This is a genomic window from Acinetobacter lwoffii, from assembly GCF_019343495.1.
GTDB classification, from domain to species: Bacteria; Pseudomonadota; Gammaproteobacteria; order Pseudomonadales; family Moraxellaceae; genus Acinetobacter; species Acinetobacter lwoffii_P.
Genome location: NZ_CP072549.1, coordinates 2,139,435 through 2,154,229, shown reverse-complemented (window position 1 = coordinate 2,154,229; position 14,795 = coordinate 2,139,435). Strand labels below are relative to the sequence as shown.

17 protein-coding genes are annotated in these 14,795 nt (G+C 42.9%); 6 read left to right on the top strand and 11 right to left on the bottom strand.

Annotation, left to right across the window (positions count from 1 at the left end; genetic code table 11):
* The first annotated feature begins 87 nt into the window (after positions 1 to 87).
* From dnaJ to J7649_RS10165, 6 genes are all read left to right on the top strand, one after another.
* A complete protein-coding gene (gene dnaJ / locus J7649_RS10190; RefSeq protein WP_208462279.1) occupies positions 88 to 1,206 on the top strand; it encodes a molecular chaperone DnaJ in 1,119 nt (372 codons plus the stop codon).
* Positions 1,207 to 1,812: 606 nt separating this feature from the next.
* Positions 1,813 to 2,028 carry a cold-shock protein gene (locus J7649_RS10185; RefSeq protein WP_004280856.1) on the top strand — a complete coding sequence of 72 codons (216 nt, stop codon included), beginning with the start codon at positions 1,813 to 1,815 and terminating at the stop codon, positions 2,026 to 2,028.
* A 108-nt stretch (positions 2,029 to 2,136) separates the two neighbouring features.
* The gene (locus J7649_RS10180; protein ID WP_004647679.1) at positions 2,137 to 2,364 is read left to right on the top strand and encodes a hypothetical protein; all 228 of its coding nucleotides are present in this window, start codon (positions 2,137 to 2,139) and stop codon (positions 2,362 to 2,364) included.
* A gap of 70 nt (positions 2,365 to 2,434) precedes the next feature.
* A complete protein-coding gene (locus J7649_RS10175; RefSeq protein WP_004280859.1) occupies positions 2,435 to 2,632 on the top strand; it encodes a hypothetical protein in 198 nt (65 codons plus the stop codon).
* Positions 2,633 to 2,982: 350 nt separating this feature from the next.
* Positions 2,983 to 3,804, top strand: coding sequence for a 4-hydroxy-tetrahydrodipicolinate reductase (dapB, locus tag J7649_RS10170; RefSeq protein ID WP_219307833.1), 822 nt, complete (start codon positions 2,983 to 2,985; stop codon positions 3,802 to 3,804).
* A 56-nt stretch (positions 3,805 to 3,860) separates the two neighbouring features.
* Complete coding sequence (locus tag J7649_RS10165; protein ID WP_208462277.1) at positions 3,861 to 4,505, top strand: START domain-containing protein; 645 nt, start codon at positions 3,861 to 3,863, stop codon at positions 4,503 to 4,505.
* Between the two features lie 48 nt (positions 4,506 to 4,553).
* Here J7649_RS10165 and ahr read toward each other — a convergent pair whose 3' ends face one another.
* From ahr to J7649_RS10110, 11 genes are all read right to left on the bottom strand, one after another.
* Positions 4,554 to 5,582 carry an NADPH-dependent aldehyde reductase Ahr gene (gene ahr / locus J7649_RS10160; protein WP_219307831.1) on the bottom strand — a complete coding sequence of 343 codons (1,029 nt, stop codon included), beginning with the start codon at positions 5,580 to 5,582 and terminating at the stop codon, positions 4,554 to 4,556.
* 4 nt (positions 5,583 to 5,586) lie between these two features.
* Positions 5,587 to 6,168 carry a DNA-3-methyladenine glycosylase I gene (locus J7649_RS10155; RefSeq protein ID WP_219307829.1) on the bottom strand — a complete coding sequence of 194 codons (582 nt, stop codon included), beginning with the start codon at positions 6,166 to 6,168 and terminating at the stop codon, positions 5,587 to 5,589.
* A 24-nt stretch (positions 6,169 to 6,192) separates the two neighbouring features.
* Positions 6,193 to 6,438, bottom strand: coding sequence for a hypothetical protein (locus tag J7649_RS10150; RefSeq protein ID WP_004647674.1), 246 nt, complete (start codon positions 6,436 to 6,438; stop codon positions 6,193 to 6,195).
* 15 nt (positions 6,439 to 6,453) lie between these two features.
* Positions 6,454 to 7,005 (bottom strand): M23 family metallopeptidase, encoded by a 552-nt coding sequence (locus J7649_RS10145; protein ID WP_420868614.1) that lies wholly within the window; start codon positions 7,003 to 7,005, stop codon positions 6,454 to 6,456.
* Between the two features lie 60 nt (positions 7,006 to 7,065).
* Positions 7,066 to 8,094: an A/G-specific adenine glycosylase gene (gene mutY, locus J7649_RS10140; protein ID WP_420868612.1), complete on the bottom strand. Its 1,029-nt coding sequence runs from the start codon at positions 8,092 to 8,094 to the stop codon at positions 7,066 to 7,068.
* Between the two features lie 162 nt (positions 8,095 to 8,256).
* Positions 8,257 to 8,616, bottom strand: coding sequence for an HIT family protein (locus J7649_RS10135; RefSeq protein ID WP_026055739.1), 360 nt, complete (start codon positions 8,614 to 8,616; stop codon positions 8,257 to 8,259).
* A gap of 93 nt (positions 8,617 to 8,709) precedes the next feature.
* A complete protein-coding gene (locus tag J7649_RS10130) occupies positions 8,710 to 9,444 on the bottom strand; it encodes a dienelactone hydrolase family protein (RefSeq protein WP_219307815.1) in 735 nt (244 codons plus the stop codon).
* Between the two features lie 164 nt (positions 9,445 to 9,608).
* Positions 9,609 to 10,298: a BamJ family beta-barrel-assembly machinery protein gene (locus J7649_RS10125; RefSeq protein WP_005108287.1), complete on the bottom strand. Its 690-nt coding sequence runs from the start codon at positions 10,296 to 10,298 to the stop codon at positions 9,609 to 9,611.
* A gap of 48 nt (positions 10,299 to 10,346) precedes the next feature.
* On the bottom strand, positions 10,347 to 11,051 hold the full coding sequence (locus J7649_RS10120) for a BamJ family beta-barrel-assembly machinery protein (protein WP_034170756.1): 705 nt from the start codon (positions 11,049 to 11,051) through the stop codon (positions 10,347 to 10,349).
* A 167-nt stretch (positions 11,052 to 11,218) separates the two neighbouring features.
* The gene (locus tag J7649_RS10115) at positions 11,219 to 13,402 is read right to left on the bottom strand and encodes a polysaccharide biosynthesis tyrosine autokinase (RefSeq protein WP_219307813.1); all 2,184 of its coding nucleotides are present in this window, start codon (positions 13,400 to 13,402) and stop codon (positions 11,219 to 11,221) included.
* Positions 13,403 to 13,652: 250 nt separating this feature from the next.
* On the bottom strand, positions 13,653 to 14,729 hold the full coding sequence (locus J7649_RS10110) for a polysaccharide biosynthesis/export family protein (RefSeq protein ID WP_219307811.1): 1,077 nt from the start codon (positions 14,727 to 14,729) through the stop codon (positions 13,653 to 13,655).
* Positions 14,730 to 14,795: the final 66 nt, after the last annotated feature.

Below are 14,795 nucleotides of genomic sequence, written 5' to 3'. Positions count from 1 at the left end.
CATATTTCCCCTTGTAAAACTCGGTTTGACCCCAATTTCAGACCTCAGTTGAATATTAAACAAATTCCGTGAGGAGCATCGCCAGACATGGCTAAACGTGATTATTATGAGGTTTTGGGCGTCGCTAAAACCGCTAGTGATGATGAAATCAAAAAAGCCTACCGTAAGTTGGCGATGAAATATCATCCAGACCGTAACCCGGACAATGCTGAAGCTGAAGAGAAATTCAAAGAAGCAGCAGAAGCCTATGAAGTGCTCTCTGATGGTGAAAAGCGCAGCATGTACGACCGTATGGGCCATCAGGCCTTTGAAGGTGGTATGGGCGGCGGTGGCGGCTTCGGCGGTGGTTTCAGCGCAGAAGACATTTTCAGCCAGTTCGGTGATATTTTCGGTGGTGCTTTTGGTGGCGGCGGTGGTCGTGGCCAGCAACGTGCACGCCGTGGTTCCGACTTACGCTATGTCATGGAACTGACCCTGGAAGAAGCGGTCAAAGGCGTCAAGAAAACCATTACTTTTACTGCACCGGCACCGTGTGACGCCTGTGATGGTAAGGGTTCACAAAATCCAAACGATGTAGAAACCTGCCGTACCTGTCATGGTGCCGGTCAAGTGCGTATGCAGCAAGGTTTCTTCTCGGTACAGCAAACTTGTAGTACCTGTCGCGGTCAGGGCAAGATCATCAAGAATCCATGTAATAAATGTCATGGTTCGGGTGTGTCGGATCGTCAGCAAACATTGGAAGTCACTATTCCTGCGGGTGTGGACAATGGCGACCGCGTACGCTTGACTGGTAAGGGTGAAGCGATCCGTGACGGTCAGTCAGGTGACTTGTACGTAGAAGTGGTGGTGCGCGAGCATGAAATCTTCCAGCGTGATGGCGCTGACCTGTATATGGATGTGCCGGTATCAATTGCTGATGCAGCCCTAGGTAAGGAAGTTCAGATTCCCACGCTGGATGGCCGTGTTAGCCTGAAAATTCCGGAAGGTACGCAAACAGGTAAACTGTTCCGCTTACGTGGTAAGGGTGTTAAACCGGTACGTACCAGCATGCAAGGTGACTTGCTTTGCCGTATTGTGGTGGAAACTCCAGTGAATTTAACTGCACGTCAACGTGAATTGTTGAAAGAACTGCAAGAAACCATGGATGGTGAAGACAGCAAATCATCACCAAAGAAAAAATCATTCTTTGATCGTCTGTTTGATTGATCGAATGAAAATAAAAAAGGACGCTGCGGCGTCCTTTTTTATTATGTAGATAAGATACTCTAGATTAGAAGATGCTATTTATTAGTTGATAGGTATAGCTTAAAAACAGAAACCGCCTAAAAAGCGGTTTCTGTTTTTATATTTCATTATCTAAATAGAAAGTATGAGTCCAAATTTGGAGGGTGATAGATATTTTGTAAGTGAGAAAAAAGCATCATTCCCGAAATTAAAAAGGCCAATATTGTTATTACAGAGCTATATAATCGCATTCATTACTTATCAAATTTACCAGTACAGCAGATTACTCTTATTTTGTTATCATGACAATTAAAGCTTAATCTTATTGAAATCACTATAAATTTTTAAAGTTTCATTTTTAATAAATAAAATAAATATATATATAAGAAAACTTGATTAATTAAATTTTTCGTGTATAGTTAACTTAACTAGAAAAAAGTCTTGTTTCGGTAAATCTTCTTTAAGTATCGCAGTTTTAGTCATAATCCTTCGTTTTTTTCAGATTTTAAGTCTCATTCTTTATTATTTCAAAGTTATATTCAGTCAATAAATTGACTAAAAATTATTAAAAAATTAGTAGGATATATTATGTCAAACTCAAATGTTGTTAAAGGTACTGTAAAGTGGTTCAACGAAACTAAAGGTTTTGGTTTTATTCAACAAGAATCAGGTCCAGATGTTTTTGCTCATTTCAGCGAAATCGCCAGTTCAGGTTTTAAAACCTTAATGGAAGGCCAACTGGTTGAATTCAGTGTAGCTCAAGGTCAAAAAGGACCGAATGCTGTAAATATTGTTGCTATCTAAGCAAGAATAAACAGTAAAAAAGCACTTAATAAGTGCTTTTTTATCGTTCAAATTTAATTTTAAGTTATTTTCCAAATTGGAAAAATCTTTAGAAAAACAGGATTCAAGTTGTTAAAAATAAATGATTTAATTGCAAAATCTAAAAATGGTACTGAAATTATTGTTTCGTTAATTCCTCTCAATAAAATGCAAAATACACGTCAGGGTTTAAAAAGAATTGAAGTGGGTAAAAGAGTTCTTCTTTCATCTGGAGTTGAGGTAGATTTAAACTTAGATGGCCGTACATTCTATACTTCTCTAAATCAATTATTTAAGTTAAATCATAAAGTTATTTAAAGATAAAATTAAGAAACATCAATTTTTAGTGGATATTTTGCCACTTTAACTAATTATTAAAGGTATAGATATGCTTAAACAAAGTATCAGTGTGAAGGATCAGTTTGGGGCTCAACACGCTATTCAAGCAACAGTCGATCATCATTTTTCTAAAACACAATCTCATTCCAATATAAAACATATCACTGTAGATGGTGAAGATATTCGTCCCAGTTTTGAAATGTGCTTTCAAAGTACCTTAAGTGGAAAAATTTTCAAAATTGTATAGATCATCCCTAAGTGACTCAGGTTCGTCGCTTCAATGAGAGATAAGCCGAGCTGAATTGAAAGACAATAAAAACTCTAGACGATCCTAATCTGCCCCCGAAGCTTGAATGTTCTTCATCTGATTTGAAAGCTACTTTTTGAAGACGGTTACGTTCATGCGTGCTATTGATCCATATCCGACGACCTGGATGAGATCTAGCCCATAATTCCAAAGACCGGATTGAAACTCTTATCAATATCAGTGATTTCGATCTTTGAGTATTTTCATTGATTTTTATGCAATGCATCTTAGTGTTATTCTGCAGTTTTGCTATAGTAAGAGCAATTTTGGATCAACATCAGGACTATGTTATGTCAGCTACACCACGCATTGGGATCTTGGGTGCAGGCGGTCGTATGGGGCGTATCCTTATTCAGGCTGTGCATGAAGCAGGTTATCAATTGGCGGCTGCGGTAGAACGCCCTGAAAGTACACTATTAGGCGCAGATGCTGGCGAACTTGCCGGAATTGGCGCAACAGGTGTTAAGGTCGTGGGTAGCCTTACCGATGTAGTCAAAGACTGTCATGTCGTGATTGATTTCACTGCGCCAGCAGCGACCGTCAATCATCTGAAAATCTGCCGTGAAGCCGGTGTTGCCATCGTGATTGGTACGACGGGTATGAATGACGAGCAAAAAGCCTATCTGGATCAATCTGCGACGGAAACTCCTGTAGTTTATGCAGCGAATTATTCAGTGGGCGTAAACGTCTCGATCAAACTGCTTGAACTGGCCTCTAAAGTATTTGGCGATACGGTTGATATCGAAGTGATTGAAGCACATCACCGTCACAAAGTAGATGCGCCATCGGGTACAGCTTTGATGTGGGGTGAGGCGATTGCGGAAACTTTGGGTCGTGACCTGAAAGAAGATGCCGTATATTGCCGTGAAGGTCATACCGGTCCGCGTGAGCGTAAAAGTATTGGCTTCCAGACCATTCGTGGTGGCGATATTGTCGGTGAACATACCGCGATGTTTATTGCCGATGGGGAACGTGTGGAAATTACTCATAAAGCCACCAACCGCATGAACTTTGCGAGCGGTGCAGTACGTGCTGCTGCCTGGGTGGTGGGCCGTGAAGCCGGTAAATATGATATGAAAGACGTGCTTGGTTTTAATGATATTCAGGTTTAAAACCGAGTTAAAATCATTTATAAAAAAATCTAAAACTAAAACAAGACGAATAAAAAATGCAAAAAATGATTTTCCTGCTCTGTGCAGTGGCGCTTGGTGCCATTGCGCAGGCCAAGCCTGTCGGGACGCCTAAACTCAGTATTCATAAAAACAATATCAAGGTCTGGACCTACCAGAATGAGCAAAACCCGGTCTTTCTGTATAAAGCTGAAACCACCTATACCGCGCCCATTGAAAATGCCGTGTCCCTGATTCTAAATGTCGAGCATGCCGTACAGTGGGTTCCCTATATGGGTAGCATCAAGATTCTCTCCCGCGATGATAAAAAAGGTGACTTTACCCTGTATATGGTGCTGGATTTTCCATTTCCCTTAAAAGACCGTGACCTGATTGTACAGGGCAAGATGATCAAGGAAGCCAATGGCCAAATCACCATCAAGAATAAAGCCATCCAAAGTACCTATCCTTTAAACCCAGATTATGTGCGTTTAACCGATTATCAGGGCGACTGGACTTTTCAGAAACTGGCCAATAACAAGGTTAAGGTCTCTACCTATGGTTATGCCAATCCGGAAGGTTCCATTCCTTTGACCTTCGTAAATATGTTTGTGCAACAACAACCCTATCAGATGCTGCAAAAGATGAAGACCGAGCTGGCCAAGCCTTCACCTATTGCGATCTTGCCTGAAGCCCTACAATAAAAAAGACCCCATCGCTGGGTCTTTCTAATAGATGAAAACAAACTAAATTTAAGCTGTAAAATCTGCTTTAAGTACAATCCGGTAACGGGCTTCACCAGAATGCAGATGTTCAATGGCCTGATTCAGTTGTGACATCGGGAAGACTTCAATTTGTGGCGAAATATTTTTACGTGCAGCAAATTTCAGCAGCTGGCGCAGGGCAGCCGGCGAACCCGTCGGTGAACCGGTGACTGATTTAGCTCCGCCAATCAGCATGCCTGCCGGAATCTGCATCGGCTCAAGTGGTAAGCCCAACATATGCACAGTACCGTTCGGTGCCAAAGTTGCCAGATAAGCCTGCCAGTTCAAGGTGACATTGACGGTACTCAGTAATAAATCAAACTTGCCACGCTGGGCTTTTAATGCAGCGACATCACGACTGTTCACTACATGGTCAGCGCCCATGGCTTTCAGCTCATCGGTTTTATCCAGATTTGAAGTGAAAGCGGTAATCTCGCAGCCCCAAGCTTTGAGCAATTTAATTGCGATATGACCTAAACCACCAATTCCGATTACACCAACATGATGAATGGCCTGAATCTGATGTTTGAGAATCGGATCGAATACGGTAATTCCGCCACAGAGCAGGGGACCAGCACTTTCAGGATCAAGATCTTCAGGTAGGGGAATGACCCATTGCCATCCGGCACGCACTTTGTCGGCAAAACCACCGGCATGTCCGATAATGGTAGCCACCTGACCGCCAGTACACAGCACCTGCTGACCTGAAATGCAGGGATCGCAATATTGGCAGCTTTCCGCTGTCCAGCCGATGCCAACCCGTTGCCCAACTTTCAGGCCTTTGGCTTCTGCACCCAGATGGGTAATGGTGCCGATAATCTCATGTCCTGCTACGACCGGATACACTGAAGAACCCCAGTCATTGTTAATGACTGAAATATCAGAATGACAGAGACCGCAGTATTCCACTTTGACTTCGACCTGATGCGGCTGCAGTTCTCCGGCATCGAATTGATAAGGTTCCAGTTCCGCACCTGCGGACATGGCAGCATAAGCTTGAATAATATTATTCGACATGATTTCAGCTCTTATTTAAATGCGAGGATATTGTTTTAAAGTCACAATGATTTTCATGGTCATCGACCATACCAACGGCCTGCATAAAGGCATAGCAAATGGTGGGTCCGACAAATTTAAAACCAGCCTGTTTGAGTGCTTTAGACATCTTCTGGCTCTCAATGGTTTGAGCGGGTGCTTGCCGATAATCCACAACATCATTATTCAGTCGCGGTTGCTGGGCAAAAGACCAGAGCCAATCCACCAGATTAATCCCTTGCTGTTGCAGTTTCAGCCAAGCTTGGGCATTCTCCCGAATGGCATTGAGTTTGCCGCGATGCCGTATCAGGCTAGCATCTTCAAGTTTTATTTGGAGTTGTTGATCTGTAAATGAAGAAATAGACTCAATCGAATATTGAAAAAAATGTTCACGATAAGCTTCACGTTTTCTGAGAACGGTAATCCAGGCCAGACCGGCCTGCTGTCCTTCCAGACACAGCATTTCAAACAGGCGATTTTCATCCAGCAGAGCCTGTCCCCATTCCTGGTCATGGTAGGCGATATACAGCGGATCACCGGAGCACCAGCCACAGCGTTGCACAGTCATGTGATGCTCCTTGTTTTGATGCTTTTATAATTTAAACACAGTCCATTGATCCTGCTGATTGTCCCAATACGACAGTTCAGCCTGATCCAGATCGCTAAATTGAATCCACATATCTTTACCGGCCTTGTCAGCATAACCGGTACTGATCAGAAGCGCATCCTCGGTAATTTCCATCACCCAGCCCTGGTAAGTTTGACCATTCAATACAATTTTTTGTTGATTGCCTGATTCAGCAAATTCCACCAGACGATTGATCAACGCTTCTGACATGTAAATATCCTAAAATTAACGTAAATAGGGATAAGGGTTGACCACACCGCGGCCCTTGCCCTGTAAATAAATTCCATAATGTAAATGTGGTGCAGTATGCCGGGCATTGCCGCTGTTACCGACATAACCAATCAGCTGGCCTTTTTTGACATAGTCACCGACTTTTAAGCCGCGTTTATGGCCATCCAGATGCGCATAATAGTGCCAGGAGCCGCCTGGTCCCAGAATCCAGACTACTTTACCACCCAAATTGTTGTTACGTAAATCTGCAATCAGACCCTCAGTCGCGCTAAAGACTTTGGTTCCACGTGGAGCCATGATATCAATACCTTCATGTAGGCGTCCGCGACTGCGCGAAGCACCCCAGGTATCTGTTAACTCACGTGCTTGTATGCGTGCCACCGGGATTGGCAGAGAGGACGGTACTCGCATACTTTTCAGTTTTTGCACGAGGATAGGGTTGAGCTGTACAGCAGGGGATTTTTTTGGTGTACTGCTACAGGCAGCCAGCAGCACAGTGATGAAAGCAATCCATGTCAAAGCAAGGTATTGGCGCACTTTATTCATCCTTAAATATTGGCAATGCTCTTGTCGAGCTGATCGATATTCTGCTTTGTCTAGACTATGTCACAGATGGACACTAGTGATCAATTTTTTCATGGCAGTCGGAATACCGGCATCGGTTGCTGTTTGCGGACTCATCCAGCAGCCTTGCAGTTCAATCGCCAGATGTTCCGGCTGATCCTGATCTACTGTAAAAACAATCGCGTCAAGGTGCCAGGTAAAATGGGTAAAGCTGTGGCTAATCTGGATTTTTTTGACGATATTTTTCAGGCCAAGTTGCTGGCATTGCTGTTCAAATTCATATGCATTTTCAATAATAGGCAGACACCAGAGACCGCCCCAAAGACCACTATTGGGACGTTGCTGCCAGAGCCAGTCTTTACCTGACTGGATCAGCAAGACCTGAGCAGAGCGTACCGGAACCGGTTTTTTGGCCTTCTTGAAAGGCAATTCATTTTCCAGTCCTTGCTGATGTGCCTTGCAATGCTGCTGCATTGGACAATACAGACATAAAGGCTTTTTCGGGGTACATACGGTTGCGCCCAAATCCATAATCGCCTGGGTATAGTCATGATTGCGTTCGATAGGACAGAGCTGTTCCGCCAGTTGCCAGAGGGCACGCTCATGCACCGGTTTGGACAGATCATCTTCAATGGCAAAGAAACGTGACAATACCCGTTTAACATTACCATCCATGATTACACCATATTGACGTAAACCGAGTGACATCAGCGCGCCCGCGGTAGAACGGCCAATGCCGGGCAAGGCCATCCATTCTTCCAGGGTTTGAGGGAACTGCTGCTGTGCCGTCACGATGCCGGCAGCTTTATGCAGATTGCGGGCGCGGGCATAATAGCCGAGACCTGCCCAGTAAGGTGCAACCTCATCCCATGAGGCTTGACCTAAGTCCTGAACAGTCGGAAAACGCTGGATAAATCGTTCAAAATATTGCAGTACAGTTTTGACCTGGGTTTGCTGCAACATGATTTCAGAAACCCAGACTTTATAGGGATCATCTGTCACCTGCCAGGGCAAATCATGACGACCATGCACATCGAACCATTCCAACAGGGCATCTGAAAATACAAACATGAACACCTAGCAACCGAATAAGCAGCAGCTAGTATAGCGGAATCAGCAGGGTGGGAATGTGAAAAGTGGGATAAAAACGTAGATGTGAATCTACTGAAATAGAATCTTGTTCTCATAAAAATAAATGCTCCGTAGAGCATTTATTTTTGATCAAGAACCCGGTTAATCGTTAATTCCCCAGCGCTCATCCAGCTTCAAGGTCTTGCCTGCATAACGCGGAATAATATGAATATGCAGATGTTCTACCTTTTCCTGAAAAACTTCACCATCAATAAAGCCGACATGAAAACCGGCAGGCTGGTAACGTAATTGCAGTTCATTGCGTGCCTGTTCCAGTAAAGACATCAAACTTTTACGTTCTTTATCGGTCACTTCGAAAAACGAGGCCACATGCCGCAATGGAATGATCACACAGTGACCTTCGGACAATGAATTCGGTTCAGGCAACACCACACCATAATCATTTTTGGCAATGACATCATATTCGTCAAAATTGCAGTAGGGGCAGTTGGTTTCAGCCATCATACACATTCTCCTCTGGTAGGATTTATCTTCTTCTCTTCATGAAGTATCTGAAATATTCAGCCTGTGAACAAGCCGGATAGTTGTTTCTATTTATACCAAATGACGGTCTAGCAAGGCATACATCGCTGCCAAGCTTTTTCGTTCCACTTCTGCATTGTAACCAAGATCCACACCATTGGCTTTGGCCCGTTCATCCGCAAGCGGGTTGCTAAAGCCATGTTTGGCATTTTCAAAAACAATCACTTCATGCTCGACTTTGGCGGCATACATTTCCTCACGGAAACTGGCGACATCATCCAGGGTCACCATGCTGTCTAGTTCACCATGTAGCACCAGGATTTCCGCCTGTACCTGACCTTCTTGAGCCGGTGCTTTTGGCGACAGAGTGGCATGGAAAGTGGCCACAGCTTTTAAAGGTGCATTAGAACGGGCCAAATCTAGTACGACTTTGCCACCGTAGCAGAAACCAATCGCTGCAAGCTTCTCAGCATTGACTTCATCCTGTGCTGCCAAAGTATTCAAGGCTGCTGTTGCACGATTAACGATAGTGTCAGGATCTTCAAAAGTTTGCATCATCCACTGATAAGCCTGATCAGAATTGGTTGTAACTTTTTTATCCCCATACATGTCCATGGCCAAGGCCGCATAGCCATGTTCTGCAAGTTCACGGGCACGTTGTTCAGTATATTCATTCCGGCCCCACCATTCTGGCGCGACCAGTACACCGGCAACAAGGGTATCTGTCTCTGGGACGGCAAAATAACCAATTAATGGGCTGCCATCCTGCGTAGTATAATGAATTTCGCGGGTCTTGATTGCTGCCATGCTGACATCCTCTATTGTTGTTGAATTGCTTGATTAAAACATAACATAGCAAAACTGATAGGAATGTGACATGAAAACCTGCGATTTACGGATACTTAAGCCCATAAAAAAAGAGAGGCAAATATAAAACCTCTCCGATGTTAGATCTGGAAAAATAGGACTTATTATTTAATAATTTCCAGTAATTCCACATCAAAAATTAAAGTACTGTTCGGTTCAATTACATCCCCTGAACCAATCTGTCCATAGGCCAGTTCGGCCGGAATAAAGAAACGATATTTGGCACCTTCTTTCATCAGCTGTAAACCTTCGGTCCAGCCGGTAATGACCTGGGTGGTACGAAATACCACGGGCTGATTACGGGCAATCGAGCTATCAAAAACCGTACCATCGATCAAACGGCCTTCATAATGTACACGGACATTACTGTTTGCGCTCGGCGATTTACCTTTTCCTTCCTGAAGAATCTGATATTGCAAACCTGATTTTGTGGTTTTTATCCCCGGTTTTTTTGCATTTTCAGCCAGAAAAGCCTGACCAATTTTGGCATTTTCATCCGCCTGCTTTTTCAGGGTAATCAGCTCTTTGGCTTCAGCCTGACGCTTAAATTGGGTCAACACCCGCGCCATGTCTTCCTCGCTTAAAGTCGCCTGTTTCCCAGCGGCTGCCGCTTTTAAACCGGCGCTGAAGGCATCCAGATCAATGCCTTGTAAGGAATCTGCATTGCTTTTTCCCATCAGATAACCAAAGCTGTAGCCGACCTGTTCAGCCTCAGGGCTTTTATTGGTGACTTCTTTAGCAAACAGACTGCCAGAACTCAGCAGTAAAACCATCAAACTTATTTGTATTTTCATGATTAATTCTCAAAATAAAGGAGAGCGCATTGCTCTCCTTTTCGTGGATTATTTTACTTCGATGAGTTCCACATCAAAAATCAAAGTACTGTGTGGAGGAATCGTACCTGGCACGCCCTGCTCACCATAACCCAGTTTAGATGGAATATAAAGGGTTGCTTTACCGCCTTCTTTCATCAGTTGCAGACCTTCGGTCCAGCCTGGAATGACCTGATTGAGTGGGAACTCAATCGGCTCGCCACGTTCAACAGAACTGTCAAACACGGTACCATCAACCAGTTTCCCTGTGTAATGTACTTTCACAATTGAAGTTGCTGCAGGCTGTTTGCCCGTACCTTCTTTGGTCACTAAATATTGCAAACCAGATGCAGTAGTTTTTACCCCAGCTTTTTTGGCATTTTCAGTCAGGAAAGTATCACTTGATGCTTGAGCCTGTTTGGCACTATCCACTTGCTTTTGCTGCATTTCTTTTTGGAACTGCTCATAAGCTGCTTGTAATTCTTCTTCAGTATAAGCAGGTGCAGTGCGAGCATGACCTTCGCGAACGCCTGTCACAAAGCTGTTAATATCCAGCTCAGGTGGAGTTTGATGAGCGACTTCATAACCGAGTGCATAGCTAATTTTAGAAACAGCAGAGGCATCTTTAGATGCTTTTGTGGTTTGAGCAGCTGGGTTTTGAGTTGCATAGTAAACAGGTACTAGCGCGGCACCGCCTAAAAGAACAGCGACAGCAATCGGTAAGGCCTTACTCATGTATTATTCCAATCTAATGTTATCGTTGAGGTTCATTCCATCTTAGCAGAAAATTTTGAGAAATCTTGCAGAATGGGTGGTTTTTTAGCAAGCGGACATCGCAGTTGTGTTGAAGTTTAAAGAGATAAAAAAAACCAGCAATAGCTGGTTTTTCTATCTAAATGGGATCAACCATTTTGTTCTCTAGACTTATAACTATAAATGTAATCATAGCTATAGCTCCCCCCGGCTGAACGCTGAATATCATTCAGGATAAAGCCATTTACGATACTACCGGCCTGTTTAAAGCGGTTTAATGTAAGCTCTAGCTCCTTCATTTGTGTTTTTGCATAGCGCGCCACCACCAAATTGAGTCCAACATATTGAGATACGATAATCGCATCCGTGACTGCCAGGACAGGAGGTGTATCAATAATGATATGGTCATAGTGCGGAATCAGAGATTGTAGTAATTCCTTGAAGCGTACTGAATTAAGAAGCTCAGAAGGGTTTGCTGAACTTTCACCACAGGTGATTACATTCAAGTTCGGAACATTGGTGTTTTGTACCACCTGTTCCAATGTAATCTGCTCATTCAGGTATTCAGTTAATCCATGTTGATTATCTAGATCAAAATATTTGTGGATATGACCACGACGCAAATCTGCATCAATCACCAATACGCGTTTATTTTTTTCCGCCATGATGACTGCCAGGTTGCTGGAAACAAATGATTTCCCGACTTTTGGTGCTGGACCTGAAATCATGATGATATTGTTTTTGGCTTGGCTTAGGGCGAAATGACTCGCTGTACGTATGCTTCGCAAGCTTTCGATCGCAATATCATCGCTATGTTTAAGAGCTAATACAAAAGGAATCTTTTTCTTTTTGAGTAGTTTTAGCCCAGGTTTCTGACTCGGAGAATGGGCAATATTTGCATACACTGGAAGTTCCAGTTGATATTCTATTTGACTACTATCTTTCACACCAGAACGCAGCATATTGCGGAATAATGCCACCAAGATTCCCACAAAAATACCGAACCAAAAGGCGAGGAACAGAATCAGTGGTGTTTTCTGTTGCACTTGGTCAATGGGTTCAAGTGCGGTATCAATGATATGTACATTGCCAATTTCACCCGCTTTGGCAACACGCAGTTGTTGGTAGGAATTCACCAGGTTGGTATACAGTTGCTGTTTGACTTCGACTTCGCGTGACAGTTGCAAATACTGGCGTTGTATCTCTGGAATATTTTTGAGTGTTGTATTCAGTTCACGAATCTTGCCATTGATCACACGAAGTTGAGCCGTAATTTCTCGCATGGCTGGATGTAGTGCTGCATATTTGGCAGCTATTTCTGCCTGTCTCTGTTCAAGTAAGACTTTTTGTGTTTCTAAGGTGATGCTCTGATTTAAATACAATTCAGATTCTTTAGCGATATCAACTGTATTATGCCGTTGACGAAACTGGTTAAAGGCAAATTCTGCATTATCAAGCTGTTTCTTTAAATCCGGTAATTGTTCATCCAGAAACGCCAGTGTCTGCGCTGTTTCTGTTGAACGTCGCGTAATATTGTGCTGGCTATAAGTCGCTAAAATCGTGTTCAGGACCTTAGTGATATGCTGTTTATCTTGACCCTGATAGCGAAGCTGCAGAACTCCACTCAGTTCGCCTTTTTCTGTCACTGAATAATTGGCAAGAATAGAATCAATCGCTGTTGGTAATGAGAGTTTTTGTACCCGATAGCTGTTATCTAGCTTATCCTGAGTAAAGATGGCAACTTTCCAGTCTCCCTGTGCAGTTTTGGCTTGAACGGGCTGGTTAAGTGCACCCTCAAAGACAGTTTCTTCTGTCACTGGATTGATCAAGCTAAAGCTCTGTGGTTGAAACTTCAGCAGGAGATTTTTATCTTGGTACGCTACGGGAACTTCAAACTGACGGATATCAAAGCTTTTTTCACCTTCTTTAAAGCGTACAGTTTCGGGTTGATATTCGGTCTGAGAATTTCTGCCGTAAATAAGACGATTGATAAAAGAGTCTTCAGTGCTCGCAATATGGAGATCCAGATTTAAACGATCAATCACTGATTCAAGAATCGTGCGTGATTTTAAAACCTCAATCTCAGCATTTGATGAAGACATCTGACTAATAATACTTGACAAGCTGCCTAATAAGGCAGCTGATGCCCCTCTATTTTCTTCGACCTGAACGATTGCATCCACCTTATAGTTAATGGCTGCGGTACGCATGTACAGCAACACTGCCATCAGGCTAAGCAAACCACATAAGAGGATGAGCTTCCATTGCGAGAGCAAGGAAAAGAACACCCCTTTTAGGTCAATCATATTTTCGGTATTGTTATTTTTGTTCATAATTTTACTATCTAAAAGTTTAAAAGTGATTTTTCCAGTCGATGATATATTCTTAAATAAAATTATGAAAAATAATCAAAGACTTGCTGCTTTTGTGAGAAAGAATCCTACATATTTTGGTTTTATTGTCCTTTCTTGAAATATCTAACCCGCATAAGGCCAGATATTTTAATAATGATCAGAAGAAGACAGTTCTTATTGTGTCTGTTTCATATTCAGTATTAAGCACCTAGTACTATAGCTAAATTACCTATCGTATAGCCGAATCAGCGACATATGAAAATGGAAGAATCTGGCTAACAACGCGTTCCCAACGGGTCAGACCTGTGGCATCAACATAGACAATATCATTGCTACGCATTTTGAACTGTTTCGCCAGGCCAAAATCTCCAAGATTTTTTAGACTTAAGTGATATATTTCAGTCATCTGATTGTCTGGATTGCCACGTAAGACATAAATCCGGCTAGAATTCGCGGAATAGGGGTTAATGCCTTCACTTTCCCCCAATACATCAGCGAGAGTCATACCTTGGTCACGTAGTGGTAAGGGCTTATTGGCACTGGCCTCACCCATGACATAGATCTTCTGATTTTCACGAGGACTGATATAAAGAGTGTCATTCGGTTGAATCAATAGCTTATGCAAGGAATATCCAGCCTTTTCCAGTGCAATGGTATTCAGGTCATAGGTTACACCCTGACGCACAAGTTGAATTGAAGTAGAGTCACCTTGCTCATTTATACCACCCGCCAAACCGAGCGCCGTATAAACACTTACTGGTTGGTCAGACAGGTAAAATTGTCCTGCCGATTTCACATTGCCAACCACAGAATAGCGTTGCCCTTGATATGAAATCACGCGTACCACTACATCCGGACGGTTTAAATAAGGTGTTAATAGGCGTCGTACTTCCTGATTCACTTGCGGAAGAGTTTTTCCTGCTGCTTTATAGCGTCCAATGAATGGGAAGTGGATATAACCATTTCGATCAATTTGATAGCCGTTGTTATTATCGCTGGCCGTAGGGGCTGCACTGATTTCAGGGTAAGCCCATAGTTGAAAAGATAAGATATCACCTGGATTCAAGCGATAATCCTGCACCTCGGTCTGAAATAAAGTTGCATAATGATTGAGATTATTCGTTTGAGCCGACTGTACGACAGGTAGGGTTTGCTGATTCAATTGCACCAGATTGACAGGCGTTCCTAGCTCAGTTTGATAGATGCCTTCTTTCGGTAAATTATAGGTTTGAAAGCCGGATATTGCTGCACATCCAACTAGAGATAGGCTTAAGGTAAAAATACCTAAAAGGTGTCTATGGTTCACTTGAAACCCCTTTATTTTTATATATTCAGAATTGGTATTTATTAATAATTATTAATTTTTTAATTC

What these genes read in the sequence shown, in the direction of transcription:
- dnaJ (WP_208462279.1), top strand. Translation starts at nt 88, where the DNA reads ATGGCTAAACGTGATTATTATGAGGTTTTGGGCGTCGCTAAAACCGCT.
- J7649_RS10185 (WP_004280856.1), top strand. Translation starts at nt 1,813, where the DNA reads ATGTCAAACTCAAATGTTGTTAAAGGTACTGTAAAGTGGTTCAACGAA.
- J7649_RS10175 (WP_004280859.1), top strand. Translation starts at nt 2,435, where the DNA reads ATGCTTAAACAAAGTATCAGTGTGAAGGATCAGTTTGGGGCTCAACAC.
- dapB (WP_219307833.1), top strand. Translation starts at nt 2,983, where the DNA reads ATGTCAGCTACACCACGCATTGGGATCTTGGGTGCAGGCGGTCGTATG.
- J7649_RS10165 (WP_208462277.1), top strand. Translation starts at nt 3,861, where the DNA reads ATGCAAAAAATGATTTTCCTGCTCTGTGCAGTGGCGCTTGGTGCCATT.
- ahr (WP_219307831.1), bottom strand. Translation starts at nt 5,582, where the DNA reads ATGTCGAATAATATTATTCAAGCTTATGCTGCCATGTCCGCAGGTGCG.
- J7649_RS10155 (WP_219307829.1), bottom strand. Translation starts at nt 6,168, where the DNA reads ATGACTGTGCAACGCTGTGGCTGGTGCTCCGGTGATCCGCTGTATATC.
- J7649_RS10150 (WP_004647674.1), bottom strand. Translation starts at nt 6,438, where the DNA reads ATGTCAGAAGCGTTGATCAATCGTCTGGTGGAATTTGCTGAATCAGGC.
- J7649_RS10145 (WP_420868614.1), bottom strand. Translation starts at nt 7,005, where the DNA reads ATGAATAAAGTGCGCCAATACCTTGCTTTGACATGGATTGCTTTCATC.
- mutY (WP_420868612.1), bottom strand. Translation starts at nt 8,094, where the DNA reads ATGTTTGTATTTTCAGATGCCCTGTTGGAATGGTTCGATGTGCATGGT.
- J7649_RS10135 (WP_026055739.1), bottom strand. Translation starts at nt 8,616, where the DNA reads ATGGCTGAAACCAACTGCCCCTACTGCAATTTTGACGAATATGATGTC.
- J7649_RS10130 (WP_219307815.1), bottom strand. Translation starts at nt 9,444, where the DNA reads ATGGCAGCAATCAAGACCCGCGAAATTCATTATACTACGCAGGATGGC.
- J7649_RS10125 (WP_005108287.1), bottom strand. Translation starts at nt 10,298, where the DNA reads ATGAAAATACAAATAAGTTTGATGGTTTTACTGCTGAGTTCTGGCAGT.
- J7649_RS10120 (WP_034170756.1), bottom strand. Translation starts at nt 11,051, where the DNA reads ATGAGTAAGGCCTTACCGATTGCTGTCGCTGTTCTTTTAGGCGGTGCC.
- J7649_RS10115 (WP_219307813.1), bottom strand. Translation starts at nt 13,402, where the DNA reads ATGAACAAAAATAACAATACCGAAAATATGATTGACCTAAAAGGGGTG.